At 42.1% G+C, this 12,846-nt stretch carries 10 protein-coding genes; 5 read left to right on the forward strand and 5 right to left on the reverse strand.

Annotated elements, in window-relative coordinates; all coding sequences use genetic code 11:
* Positions 1-528: 528 nt before the first annotated feature.
* On the forward strand, positions 529-1,737 hold the full coding sequence (rlmN, locus tag MTBBW1_RS13735; protein ID WP_425430013.1) for a dual-specificity RNA methyltransferase RlmN: 1,209 nt from the start codon (positions 529-531) through the stop codon (positions 1,735-1,737).
* On the opposite strand, the gene MTBBW1_RS13740 is transcribed toward rlmN, so the two are convergent.
* The 4 genes from MTBBW1_RS13740 to MTBBW1_RS13755 all read right to left on the reverse strand — a co-directional run bounded on the left by MTBBW1_RS13740 (position 1,718) and on the right by MTBBW1_RS13755 (position 6,614).
* Positions 1,718-2,734: a tRNA 4-thiouridine(8) synthase ThiI gene (locus tag MTBBW1_RS13740; protein WP_080804339.1), complete on the reverse strand. Its 1,017-nt coding sequence runs from the start codon at positions 2,732-2,734 to the stop codon at positions 1,718-1,720. The two genes, rlmN and MTBBW1_RS13740, sit on opposite strands and share 20 nt — an antisense overlap.
* Positions 2,735-3,042: 308 nt before the next feature.
* Positions 3,043-3,882 (reverse strand): metal ABC transporter permease, encoded by an 840-nt coding sequence (locus MTBBW1_RS13745; RefSeq protein WP_080804340.1) that lies wholly within the window; start codon positions 3,880-3,882, stop codon positions 3,043-3,045.
* Positions 3,875-4,681 (reverse strand): metal ABC transporter ATP-binding protein, encoded by an 807-nt coding sequence (locus MTBBW1_RS13750; RefSeq protein WP_080804341.1) that lies wholly within the window; start codon positions 4,679-4,681, stop codon positions 3,875-3,877. The genes MTBBW1_RS13745 and MTBBW1_RS13750 overlap by 8 nt, the downstream gene beginning before the upstream one ends.
* A 505-nt stretch (positions 4,682-5,186) precedes the next feature.
* Complete coding sequence (locus tag MTBBW1_RS13755; protein ID WP_080804342.1) at positions 5,187-6,614, reverse strand: sigma-54 interaction domain-containing protein; 1,428 nt, start codon at positions 6,612-6,614, stop codon at positions 5,187-5,189.
* A gap of 399 nt (positions 6,615-7,013) precedes the next feature.
* Here MTBBW1_RS13755 and MTBBW1_RS13760 point away from each other — a divergent pair, with 399 nt between their 5' ends.
* From MTBBW1_RS13760 to MTBBW1_RS13775, 4 genes are all read left to right on the forward strand, one after another.
* Positions 7,014-8,801 carry a DUF3373 family protein gene (locus MTBBW1_RS13760; RefSeq protein WP_186441299.1) on the forward strand — a complete coding sequence of 596 codons (1,788 nt, stop codon included), beginning with the start codon at positions 7,014-7,016 and terminating at the stop codon, positions 8,799-8,801.
* Between the two features lie 138 nt (positions 8,802-8,939).
* Complete coding sequence (locus MTBBW1_RS13765) at positions 8,940-9,287, forward strand: cytochrome c family protein (protein WP_080804344.1); 348 nt, start codon at positions 8,940-8,942, stop codon at positions 9,285-9,287.
* 284 nt (positions 9,288-9,571) lie between these two features.
* The gene (locus tag MTBBW1_RS13770; protein WP_080804345.1) at positions 9,572-11,269 is read left to right on the forward strand and encodes a tetrathionate reductase family octaheme c-type cytochrome; all 1,698 of its coding nucleotides are present in this window, start codon (positions 9,572-9,574) and stop codon (positions 11,267-11,269) included.
* Positions 11,270-11,354: 85 nt separating this feature from the next.
* A complete protein-coding gene (locus tag MTBBW1_RS13775) occupies positions 11,355-12,011 on the forward strand; it encodes a cytochrome b/b6 domain-containing protein (protein ID WP_080804346.1) in 657 nt (218 codons plus the stop codon).
* 198 nt (positions 12,012-12,209) lie between these two features.
* Here the strand turns inward: MTBBW1_RS13775 and MTBBW1_RS13780 are convergent, their stop codons facing one another.
* Complete coding sequence (locus MTBBW1_RS13780) at positions 12,210-12,833, reverse strand: Uma2 family endonuclease (protein ID WP_080804415.1); 624 nt, start codon at positions 12,831-12,833, stop codon at positions 12,210-12,212.
* Positions 12,834-12,846 lie beyond the last annotated feature (13 nt).

The following is a 12,846-nucleotide window of genomic DNA, read 5'->3' on the forward strand; positions in this document are numbered from 1 at the left end:
AACAGGGTCTGAAATTAAAAATTCTTGAATCTAATATGTATTCAGTTTCAAGTCAAGAAAAATGATGGAATGCATCAGAAGAACCTTTTTGATTATGGCTTGTACAGGTTATAATTTTATTTCTGATTTTCGTGTTATTTTGGAAGAGAATCAGAAGATTTTTGGGCAAGCTTCATTTCCCAGTTTACACTTTCTGGAGAGAAAACTCTGATGTGCGGAAATCTCTCACAAAAAAGTGTAAAGTACTTTTGGGTTCAAATGAAGGATGCCGATTTTTGTCTGTTTTAGCTTTTCCTGGATAGATATGAAGAATGCCTTTAAAGGCAATGAGTCTATTGAATCCCTGGAAATGGTGTGTTAGTAATAGAGGTTTAATTAACTTACCCAAACTCCCCCTCTCCACTCATGGATAGGGGGTGAGGTAAACGGGTAAGTTATTTAAAGCCAGTTCCTTAAGTATCAAAAATTCACCGTCTTTCATTTAAGTTTAAGATTCACAGACATAAAGTTTTTTTAAGGAAAAGAGCATTGATCCTGACCTCTGACGATTCAAAAACAAAAACATCATGGCCAACCCAGGCTACCCCGGCCTATGGAAAACAAATCTATTTTCACGGTAACGATATAAAAGAACTGACCCGCACACAGCTTATGAAATGGTTTGAAGATAGAGGAATGAGATCATTCAGGGCGGGTCAAATATTCAAATGGATCTATCTGCGCCAAGCTGAAAGCTTTGATGAGATGACAGATCTTTCAAAGGATGTAAGAAAACTTCTGAACGAAAATTTCACCATTCCAAGGCTTGAGATTGAAAACTCAGAAATGTCGGCGGACGGAACTGAAAAACTTCTCTTTAAACTCAGGGATGGCAACTATATTGAAGCTGTTCTTATTCCCCAGAAAGACCATTTCACCCTCTGTATATCATCCCAGGCTGGATGCATCCAGGGGTGTAAATTCTGCATGACAGCAAAATGCGGATTCCAGCGTAACCTCACCGCTGCTGAAATTGTCTCACAGGTAAGGGATGCAAGAAAGCACTTATCCATGAGGGAAATGATTCACGGGGCAGCATCCGGTACCTATGACGGCAATATCACAATGCCGGTCATAAAATCAACGCGCCCTACAGGCCCTCTTTCCAACATTGTATTCATGGGCATGGGAGAGCCTCTTGCCAATTATGACGCTGTTGTCAAAGCCCTGGATATTATGACGGACAGTGATTTTGGTCTTAAGTTCTCTCCAAGAAGGGTAACAGTATCCACATGCGGCCTTGTTCCGGAAATCCAAAGACTGGGGCAGAACACAGATGTTAATCTTGCAATCTCCCTCAATGCCACAGATGACAAAACACGTTCCATGCTAATGCCGATAAACCGAAAATACCCCATTTCCGAGCTGCTTGAAGCCTGCCGAACATTCCAGATGAAACCAAGAAACAAGATCACCTTTGAATATATATTGATTAAAGGGATCAATGACAGTGACGAAGATGCAAAAAGACTTGTAAAAATGCTGGCTCCCATAAAGGCCAAGGTTAACATCATACCCTTTAATGAGCATGAAAAAAGCGATTTTAAACGTCCATCTGATGAAAAAGTGAGCCATTTTCTCCAAATTCTGCTGGATCGCCAGATGACAGCTATTAACAGAAAAAGCAAAGGCAGTGACATCTCTGCTGCATGTGGGCAGCTCAAGGCAAAAAATGATTTTAGATCATCAAATCCCTGAATTGCCCGGGCAAAGGCACAGCAACATTTACAATCCTTTCAACAGAACCTGACATGACACTCATTTGGGCGACAGTTCCTGGTGAAGCCTTTGTATAACCGGAACAGATTGAAGCAGCAAGTTCAATGGCCATGCTCATCTTTTCCCCATCTTTTAAAGCACCTCCGGGAACAAGTACAAACGGCCCGGCAATACTTGCATGACGAATGTAGATATCTTTCCCGGGCTTGTACATACTCTCTATCATGTTGTTATCCACCCTGCTCTTTCCAACAACAATTTTTGTATTATCATCCAGTCTAATGTGCCTACCATACTTTAAAAGATAAAGATCCCGCCTGCTGTAAACATCACCCTGATGATGCTGCATCAAATCCTTAAGCCTTCTGGAAAAGCCTTTGTCAGTTAAAAGACACCCACCTGCCGGTGCAGGGTAGTCAGTCACACCAAACCCTTTAGCCATCTCTATCTGAACTTTTCTTGAACGACCAGAAATACCAAATAAGGCATCGCGATCTACAAGCCCCTGCTGCTCCATAACTGTTTCAGGAAGAATCCTTGCACTTAACGGCCGCAAAATTTTTCCCTTATATCCGGAGTGTTTTTCCACATAGTTCATGGAATTTTTATTCTGGGACATGGGTCTTTGGCCAACAACCTCTCCACTGAAAATAAAATCATACCCGTCACTCTCCATGATATCTCCGGCAAGGGCAAACATCAGGGAGTGGCAATCCATGCATGGATTCATGTTCTTACCATATCCTGCAGGCGGAGATTTGAGCATCTCCATGTAGCTATCTGTGATCTCTTCAATACGCAATGGGATACCAGTAGTTTTAGATGCCTTAAGAGCTGCCTCTGGCCCGAAAAAAGGCGTTTTAAAAGTAATCCAGGTGACATCAATTCCCTGTTTGCGAAGAATCAGAGCAGACAGAATGCTGTCAAGACCTCCGGAGCAGAGGCCAAGGGCTTTTGTATTTTTCGATAATATCATAATATAAACTCAAATTCTGATGGTCTCTTAAAAAGTCCGAAACATAAAAATAGTTACTACTGTTCCTTGAACTTAACGCCCTTCGGGCGGGCTTTTCCATAAACACTTGCTTTTGCAGGATAAAAATGGAAATTCCTATACTATCAAGTTATAATTATCAGGTAAAATGCAACCTCACCCCCCGGCCCCCTCTCCAAGAATGGAGAGGGGGAGAATGGCTCTCTCGACAGTTAAATTTTGAAGAAATGCTTCTAATTTCATTGAATTATGAATGAAGATATCTCGACATCAAACTTATTACAGGTTGATCAATTTCTAATTCTATAAAAAATCATAACAGCAAGATAACTTATACCAGCAATCAAAATTATGGTGGGACCGGTTGAAATCCCGTTAACAAAGCTTACAGCAAGACCGGCAGTATCAAACAGCATGCACAAAAAAACAGCAAGGGACATCATGGGAAGCATCCGCTTTGTCATCTTTCCTGCAATTGCAGCAGGAAGGGTCAGAAGGGCAATAACCATTACAATACCGACAATTCTGACCATTAACACCACAGTCACAGCCGTGAGGCAAAGGAGGAAGATGTAATAACCATGGGCATTTATCCCCCTGAGCATTGCATATTCATCGTCAAAGCAAACCGCCAGAAGAGGGTTGTAGCAAAGCATTACAGTTCCAAGGATAACAACATCAAGAATTGTAATAAGTACAATGTCATTTGAAGATATAAGCAAAATATCTCCAAAAAGGAAACTTGAAAGCTCAAAATAACCCGGGGTCATATCAATAAAAACAATCCCCATAGCCATACCCACTGACCATATTGCACCAATCACAGTATCTTCTCTCTCCCTTGAATGGATTGATATCATGCCTGTTATGACAGCAGCACCAACGGCAAAAACCATTGCCCCATGTATTGGATCCAGCCATGCTATATCAAAGGTTCTGCTCAAATAGAGAGCCATGCCGATTCCACCAAAGGCAGCATGGGAAATTGCACCGGCAAGATAGCTTATCCTTCGAGTAACAACATATGTCCCTATTATGCCAAAGGATATGGAAGCAAGGATACCCATAATCAAGGCATTGGCTAAAAACTGAAAATCAGGATTCATAAGAGCCTTCACAAAATCAACCATGAAAATCTCCCTGTTCATGACCAAGTTCACAGCACCTGTGATCATGACGGATCATTCTGAAATCACCGCCGTAAATATCCTTTATCACGGTTCCGTCCATCTCGGTTGTAGGATGAATTACAACCTTGCGATTAACACAAATAACACTTTTAACAACCTTGGAAGCAAAGCCCAGATCATGGGATACCAGAAGAATTGTCATCTTTTTGTTCAGCTCCTTCAAAAGCATGAAAAGGCTCTGCTCTGACTCCTGATCAATGTTGGATGTGGGTTCGTCAAGAAGCAGCATTTGAGGATCCCCGCAAAGTGCCCTGGCAATGAATACACGCTGCTTCTGACCGCCTGACAGCTCATTGAAATGGGTATCCCCGAACTGCACAAGATTGACCTCTTCAAGTGCCCTTGCTGCCGCCATCCTGTCCTCACCCTTATAGCGTCCCCAACCCCATGGATTTTTTCCAAGCCGCCCCATAAGTACCACATCCATTACACTTACCGGAAACTTGACATCAAGATGGGAGTACTGCGGCATGTATCCCACTTTCATACGACTTTTTGAAGGAGATTGCCCAAGTACCTTTACATTTCCCTTTACAGGCTTTAAAAGGCCAAGCAGAAGTTTAAGAAGGGTGGTTTTTCCTCCGCCATTTGGGCCCACAATGGTGGCAAATTCACCGTGTGAAATTTTTAGATTCACATCCTGCAGCACTTCTCTGTCCCCATAGGAGAAAAAAAGATTTTCAAGCACCGCTGCATATCCTGTTTTCAATTCATCATGATCAGTTTTCAGCTCATGCATGTTTATATTATACTCCCAAAAAAGATACCCTCCTTTTCAGAAAAGGCTCTCATGAAATAAAACGAGTGTACTTTTTTTGGCATCCTTCATTTGAACCCAAAAATACTTTACACTTTTTTGTTAGAGATTCCCGCCACACAGACTTTTCTCTCCGGAAAGTGTAAACTGGGAAATGAAGCATGCCCTTTTTTTGCATTATTCTCCCCCTATCAAGTCTGTGATAGGTGGCCGGAAGGTGAGGTTTCATAACAACAATTCAAACCGGATATTCAAAAAAGGGTACACTCAAAGAATACCATACAAAAAATTAAGGATGCCGGTTCTATTAGCAGAAAAAATCAAAAATTAAAACCTGTAAGAAACATCGAAAAATTGCCGCCAGTGATTTGTCAAAGCTAACAATCAGGGTGCAATGCACCTTAGAGACAAAGCATGCCTTTTCTCTAAGGTGCAGATAACCCTAAAATTAAGTTCAGACAAAATACCAGTATGTCACCTTGAACTATTACGGACAAAACCGTTTGGGATCAATCCCAAATTTTTTCATACGTTTCCAGACAGTAACCCGACTCACGCCAAGGCGTTCTGCAGCGCGTGATTGGTTTCCCTTCTCCGCCCAAAGGGCATCTTCAAGTTCCTGCACCTTACCTTTTTGAACAACTGCGTTTTCAGCAGATGATGTTTTTTCCTGATTATTAGAATCTTCCCTGATGGAACCCTCAACTATGCCCACACAATGGTTCCTTTTGCTCATTCCCTGAAGAACCTTGTCCGGAAGGTGCTCTGGTGTAATCATGCTTCCATGACACAGGACAAATGCATACTCCACGGCATTTCTCAACTCACGGACATTTCCAGGCCAGGAATATCTTACCATCTGTCTCATGGCATCTGGTGACAATCCAAGAATATTTTTTCCGTTTTTTCGGGTATTCACCTCAACAAAATGTTGAATAATAAGAGGTATATCACCTTCACGGACAGAGAGAGGAGGACAGTTAAGTGGAAATACGTTTATTCTGAAAAAAAGGTCTTCCCTGAACCTGCCCTCCTTCATCAAAACATCAAGGTTCCGGTTTGTAGCAGTGATAATACGCACATCAACATCAATGGAAAGATTATCACCCACACGCTCAATCTTTTTTTCCTCAAGAACACGCAAAAGTTTTACCTGAATGGACATTGGAATATCTCCTATCTCATCCAGAAAAATGGAGCCGCCATGGGCAGCTTCAAACCTTCCTGTACGACTTTTGTCAGCTCCTGTATATGCCCCCCTGATATGCCCAAATAGCTCACTTTCAAGAAGATTTTCGTTTAATGCAGCACAGTTGACTTTTATAAAGGGCTTGCCAAGCCTTGACCCTGTTTCGTGAACAGCCCTTGCAACAAGCTCCTTGCCGGTTCCACTCTCTCCAAGAATCATAACGGGAGTATCAGATGCCGCAACATTTTCTATAACCTCAAAAAGTGACTGCATCACAGGACTTTTACCAACAATGCCATGGAAACCGTCATCAAGTTGGTAGGTTTTCTTTAATGATATAAGCTCATTTTTATAATTGACATTATCAGAAATATCCTTTAGCGTTTCAACAGCTCCAACAATATTTCCATCATCGTCATAAAGGACATTTGCACTTTTCATGATATGAATAGAACGATTATACCGGTTGGTAATTCGACACTTCCTGTCGCGTATCATACCTCTTGAAAAAAGGCCGCACCAGAGCTTTCCCTCACCTTTTCCAATAATGGTGCATCCGGTACAGTTCAATGTTCTGCACGATCTACCTATAAGGTCATCTTCCGTATATCCTGTCATGAGCTGTGCCGTACTGTTAGCAGCAATAATGTTACCTTTAGCATTAACAATCATGACGCCGTCACGCACTGACTCAATAATGGTTCTCCAGTATTTGCCAATATCCATATATTTCCCCCCTCGGTATGGTGCTAACCTGTTAACATAAACTATTAACACAACACAGATTTAATTAACAGCAGCATAAGGGAAAATAAAAAATTCTCTTTCTGATTTTATGACCACCCAAAATAACATCTTAATATAATTAGCAAATCATCAACAATCTTTTTAACATCCAATACAGACACATCAATTGGCACATCAATTGCATTAACGACTCCACAGTATCAAAAATGTATCCACAAAGATAAAAATCAATTAGCCTCGGGCATCTCTCAAACAACTACCAAAGCTCTTTACACTTTTAGGAGAAGTATTCCCCCAAAACGAAAATACATCTCTGGAGGGTGAAATCGAGAAATGAAGTATATCTGGCCCGGGACAAAAAAGAGAGGAGTGAAAAGCATGAAAACAAAGCAGATTGACAAAAGTGCCACGATAAAAAAAAGAGTGGCCCGGGGAATTTATGGAAAAATTTTTTTTCTTATCCTGATGACCATAATTACAAATTTTTGCCTGTTTCAAAACGTATGGGCATCGGATGACATTGATGGTTTGAAACAGCAGCTTGAAGAGATGAGCAGAACCATGGAGATGCTCAAATCAAAAATAGAAACAATGGAACAGGAAAAAAAGGCTGAAGAGAAAGAAAGAGCCGAGAACAAGGATGAGATATCCTATATCAGCAAGCGCCTTGACAAGGCAGAACTTCACACATCAACTGACAAGATATCCTTTGGCGTGGAGCTGCGCTCCCGCGGGGACTCCATCCACTATGACAACATGCTCTCTGCCCCTGACTCAATGATGAATGCATTTTTCTCTCCACCTTCCATGGGCGGTTTCAATGGAGCCACCCTCTCCCAGGTACAACAGGGGATGCAGAATATGGCAATGGCCGGCATGATTCCCCCTCTGGACTCCAACGATGTTGACAACGACATCATCTTCACCAACAAATTTCATCTCAACATGAAAGCAAAAGTAAACCAGAACTTAAGTTTTGCCGGTAGAATGGCAGCATACAAGGCCTGGGGTGATTCCACCGGCGTGAAATTCAACCAGGGAAGCCTTGGAGATATTACATTTGACGGAAACACATCATCTCTGCCCCATGGGGATACAATCCGCCTTGAGAGGGCATATTTCCTTTACAGCAAATACCTTGGCAAGGTACCAACCAGTTTCTCACTTGGAAGACGTCCTTCAACAAACGGGCCTCCCCTGGAGTATGCGGAATATGATCTTGAAGGTGGCTCTCCCCTTGCAACAATAATCAACTGGCAGTTTGATGGAGCCTCCCTGAACTTTGGACTTGAAGATTTGACAGGTGTTCCAGGTGCTTCCTTCAAGCTCTGCTACGGAGTTGGATTTGAAGGAGACTGGGGCAACTCATATTCAATTCAGGAGAGCCAGGCAGAGGTTGAGGATGTGCATCTTTTCGGCTTTATTGCAACCCTTTTTGACAATGATTCCTTTAGTGCAGTATTTAACTTTGCCCATGCATGGGATATAACAGACGGATTTACAGGTCTTACAGTAATGCCATTTGCCGTATCAAAATCCGATCAGGACGGTGATGGCGTATCCGAGTACTATTTTGAGCCCAACAGCGGCTCATACATCTCACGTATGGAGCCTTACACAGAGATTGGTGACTGGGATGCCGCAACACTTGTGCTTACAAAAAATCTCTATGAAGAGACAGAAAAAGAGATAGATCTTTTCCTTGCAGGTTCATGGAGCCACACAGATCCATCAGGCATTTCAGCAAATCCCTTTTACGAAATGATGGGAATGGGACTTTTAAGCTCCAATGGCCAGCTTGAGGCACAGGATGGGTACAGTATATATGCAGGCGCCCTATTCCCAATGCCTTTTGATGCACGCCTTGGCCTTGAATACAACTGGGGTTCAAAGTACTGGTTTAACTTTACAGGTGCCGAGGATTCACTTGTGGGAAGCAAACTTGCAACAAGGGGAAGTGTCTATGAGGGCTACTACATCCAGCCGGTTTACGGACGCAGTTTTTTCCTGAAACTTGGCGCAAGATTCTATGATTATGAATACACCGGAAGCGGCAATCCCCTTGGCAAACCCGTCAAAATATCAGATGCCACATCCTTTGACGGGCTTTTCCCCATAGTAGATGATGTCTGGGATGCATATGCATCAGCAACAATGAGGTTCTAATGCTCTTTCAATGTTTGATGGTGGTAGAAAAACACCTTGAAACTTTAAAATTGTCTAAAAAATCATCCAACAATTTAAACTTAAAGAAGTATTGATATATTTTCATGACAAAACACTAATATTAAGGAGACCGCAAAAATGACTAAAAAACTTTTTATTTCAACAATAACATTCTTCTTTATTATAACCTTTACAGCAATGGCATTTGCAGAAGAGCCGGCCGGCAACAAAAGAAAAGGCAAATATACCTACAAAAAAGTTTATAAATCATGCATGGAGAGGGGTGAAGTTGAGTCTGAACGCCCCATCATAAACCCTTCTGACAAAACAATGTCTCAATGGCAGCGTGTTTTTGAAACAAAGGATTTCAGTGAATTCAAGTGTGCTGAAGATTGGAAAAACCTCAATGAAGAGGAGCTTCTTGATATCTATTCATATCTTTATACAGGTGCAGCAGATTCTCCCACCCCTGCAAAATGCAAATAGACCTTCCTGGCCTGGGAATACTACTCAATGCTTTTGCCTTAAGAATTTTAAGGCATTGATATCTCCCCAGCACTTGTCTGAATCAGGATAACCAAGATGAAAAAGATGTTCAGGATAGATTAATCATGTCTTATCCTGTTAATCCTGGATATCCTGATTCTGACAGCATCAAGGAAGTAAATCACAGCCATGAATGCAGATGCATAAATAGCATTGGGCATAAACCCACGAACATCTCTTTGATAAAAATTTATATCCATTTCAACGGTAAAATGGAGGTATGAATGACCAAAATCCAAACAGCACAAAAATCAATTACTGCTGGATTAATTAAATTTCTCTGCTCTCTCATTATTATTGTCTTGATGCTTGTTCCCCAGACCATCAAAGCAAGCAGCAATACAGAAGAGACCATTGATGCGCCAGGAAGAACACTTGCAAGACAGGCAGTTAAGCGTGAAAAAAGATGGATAACAACTGACCACTCAAAACATGAAGCCCTTAAAAAAGATTTCATGTCCGGTGACGAGATTACAGAAGCTTGCCTCTCCTGCCATTCCGAAGCTTCCACCCAGTTCCATAAAACCATCCACTGGACATGGCTGGCTTCAGGAGAACCCCAAACAGATTCAGAGAAGACAGATTCAGAGAAAAAGGACAAAACAGACCGTAACTATGGAAAGGCCGGCTACTCGGTGAACAATTTCTGTATCTCGGCAAACAACATGCAGGACAAAGCATGTCTTAAATGTCATACAGGATGGAACGGCAAAACAGGCAAGGTAAACTGCCTTAAATGTCATGGTTCTGAACAGTTCAACTACACAGAAGCCTTTACCGATATCAAGGCATTTGCCGAAGAATCCAAGGATGACCCGAGCGTTTTGGAAATAATGAAGGAGATACAGGGAGAAGTAAAGGCTGCTGTGGAAAAAATCACGCTTCCCCAAAGGGATAACTGTGGGCAATGCCATTTCAAGGGAGGCGGCGGAGATGGTGTCAAACACGGTGATCTTGACACATCCCTGATGAAACCCAACAAACGCCTTGATGTCCACATGGGAATCGACGGCAAAAACTTCACATGTACCCGATGCCACACCACCACCAACCACAACATTGCAGGCAGAATATATACCAACCCCGCTGTTGAAAGCAGCAAAAGCCTTCTTGAAGATGATCTTGCCCCAAAAATTACATGTGTCTCGTGTCACAGTGAAACCCCCCATAAAACAGCCTCCAAGATGAACGATCACACTGACAGGGTGGCGTGCCAATCCTGTCATATTCCGGATTTTGCAAGGGTCAACCCAACAAAAATGAGCTGGAACTGGTCAAAAGCAGGGGATCTCAAAGATGGAAAGCCCTATGACATTATAGGGGATTTGGGAAAAGAGACATATAAATCCATCAAAGGGGAGATGACCTGGGAAAAGAATGTTAAACCGGTATATTTCTGGTCAAATGGCACCCAGACCAGCACAACCGCAGTTGATATAATAGATCCTTCAACTGTTGTTAAGGTAAGTCAGCCGGTGGGAAGCGTAAATGACAGGGATTCACGCATATATCCTTTCAAATTACACAAAGGCAAACAACCCTATGACAAAGTAAACAAAACCCTCCTCACTCCACTTCTATCAGGCCCCAAGGGCTACTGGACAACATTCAACTGGGACGAATCCCTGACGATTGGCAGCGAAATGCTGGGACTTCCCTTTTCCGGTGAGTTCGATTTTGTTGAAAGCACCTATGTTTTCCCGATAACCCACATGGTAGCACCAAAAGATATGGCATTAAACTGCACTGAATGCCACACAAGGGAAACAGGGCGTCTTGAGAGTCTTGCCGAATTTTACATGCCCGGAAGAGATCGTTTTAAACTCATAGATTCACTGGGATGGCTTGTGGTACTGGGCTCGCTTGCCGGTGTCAGCCTTCATGGTCTTGGAAGATTTTTTACAAGAAACGGGAAAAAATAAAAGGGATAACTGTCAGGTCACCCCCATTATCTGGTCATGTTGAAGAAGTTGGTGGAGGTGACAAGAAATCAACAGGAGATCTGTTATGACACATACAAAAATTATTAAAATATATCTTTATACGAGATTTGAAAGATTCTGGCACTGGCTTCAGGCCATAATGATACTCTTTCTTCTGATTACCGGATTTGAAATCCACGGAACCTATACCCTGCTTGGTTATAAAACAGCGGTATTCACCCATAACTTTGTGGGTCTTTCATGGCTTGTGCTCTTTGCATTCTTTGTCTTCTGGGTATTTACAACAGGAGAGTGGCGCCAATATATTCCCACAACCAAAAAGCTTTTTGATGTAATAATCTATTACTCCTTCGGCATTTTCCAGGGCAAGCCCCATCCTGTGGAAAAAACTCCGGGAGCCAAGCACAATCCCCTGCAAAGGCTTACATACCTTGCACTTTCGGCACTTTTGCTTCCAGTTCAAATGCTGACGGGGATCCTGTATTATACATGGAATACATGGAATACATGGTCAGGCATGGGCATCCCCCTGGCACCTGTTGCGATGATACATACATTTGTAGCTTTCATGCTTCTATCGTTTCTGCTTGTGCATGTATATATGACAACAACAGGGCATTCACTGTTCAGCCATATTGCAGGGATGATTACCGGATGGGAAGAGATCTATGAAACCACCCCCATTCAGGAGTGGGAGCTTCCGGAGAAGCGAAGAGTTTGACAGCGTTGAAACCTCACTGCCCCCTCTCCATTACTGGCAATGTTGTTGCATTAGGGTTTGTTCGGCTATTCAAAGCCTTTAATAATGAGGCTTTCAGCCCCCATTTATGGTACATCATGAGCTTAAGTCAACAGTATTGTCCATTACTGGAGATGGGGAACATGGGTAAGTTAGCTCGTACTCATTCCTAATGCAACTTCATTTGCCATTAACATCCTTGTCATCAAATCCAACACGGTAATAAATATCTGACAAAGAGAGTTCACAACCAATTGATTCTATAATAAAATGCTGCCCCATATCTGTGTATGGAGTCAATATCTGCCAGATCCCGCCATCACCACGAACAAACTGCTCTACATTACAGGTGTTCTGGGATACAAGTATATATTCCTTGAAGGATGGAATAAGCCTGTAGTGATTGAATTTTATCCCTCTGTCATATGCTTCGGTTGAGTCAGAAAGGATCTCCATGATCACAACTGGATTGAGCAGGGTATCAAGCCCGTTTATCTTTTCAAGTTCAATATCTCCACAGACAACTGCAATGTCCGGATATGTATATTTTTCAAGTTCGTTTACCTTGACCCTCATTTCCCCTGAAAAATTTTCACATGAAGAACCTTTTAGCTCTATTCCCAACTCCCTTTCAATATTTCTGCTTATCCGGTTATGGTTCAAACTGGCCCCTGTCATTGCAAAAATTTCACCCTCAAAGTATTCATGTTTTATCTCTGAGTTCTTTTCCAGTTCTAAATATTCCTGTTGATTTATCAGAGGTGTTTTCTGGGTTGAGCATTCATTTTTCATTTTTCCCATCATTTTTTTTATATGA

Origin of the sequence: Desulfamplus magnetovallimortis, from assembly GCF_900170035.1 — a bacterium.
Lineage (GTDB): Bacteria > Desulfobacterota > Desulfobacteria > Desulfobacterales > Desulfobacteraceae > Desulfamplus > Desulfamplus magnetovallimortis.

Bases quoted from the DNA above. Each gene is read 5' to 3' on its own strand.
- MTBBW1_RS13740 (WP_080804339.1), bottom strand. From the start codon at position 2,734: ATGATATTATCGAAAAATACAAAAGCCCTTGGCCTCTGCTCCGGAGGT.
- MTBBW1_RS13745 (WP_080804340.1), bottom strand. From the start codon at position 3,882: ATGGTTGATTTTGTGAAGGCTCTTATGAATCCTGATTTTCAGTTTTTA.
- MTBBW1_RS13750 (WP_080804341.1), bottom strand. From the start codon at position 4,681: ATGCATGAGCTGAAAACTGATCATGATGAATTGAAAACAGGATATGCA.
- MTBBW1_RS13755 (WP_080804342.1), bottom strand. From the start codon at position 6,614: ATGGATATTGGCAAATACTGGAGAACCATTATTGAGTCAGTGCGTGAC.
- MTBBW1_RS13760 (WP_186441299.1), top strand. From the start codon at position 7,014: ATGAAAACAAAGCAGATTGACAAAAGTGCCACGATAAAAAAAAGAGTG.
- MTBBW1_RS13765 (WP_080804344.1), top strand. From the start codon at position 8,940: ATGACTAAAAAACTTTTTATTTCAACAATAACATTCTTCTTTATTATA.
- MTBBW1_RS13770 (WP_080804345.1), top strand. From the start codon at position 9,572: ATGACCAAAATCCAAACAGCACAAAAATCAATTACTGCTGGATTAATT.
- MTBBW1_RS13775 (WP_080804346.1), top strand. From the start codon at position 11,355: ATGACACATACAAAAATTATTAAAATATATCTTTATACGAGATTTGAA.
- MTBBW1_RS13780 (WP_080804415.1), bottom strand. From the start codon at position 12,833: ATGATGGGAAAAATGAAAAATGAATGCTCAACCCAGAAAACACCTCTG.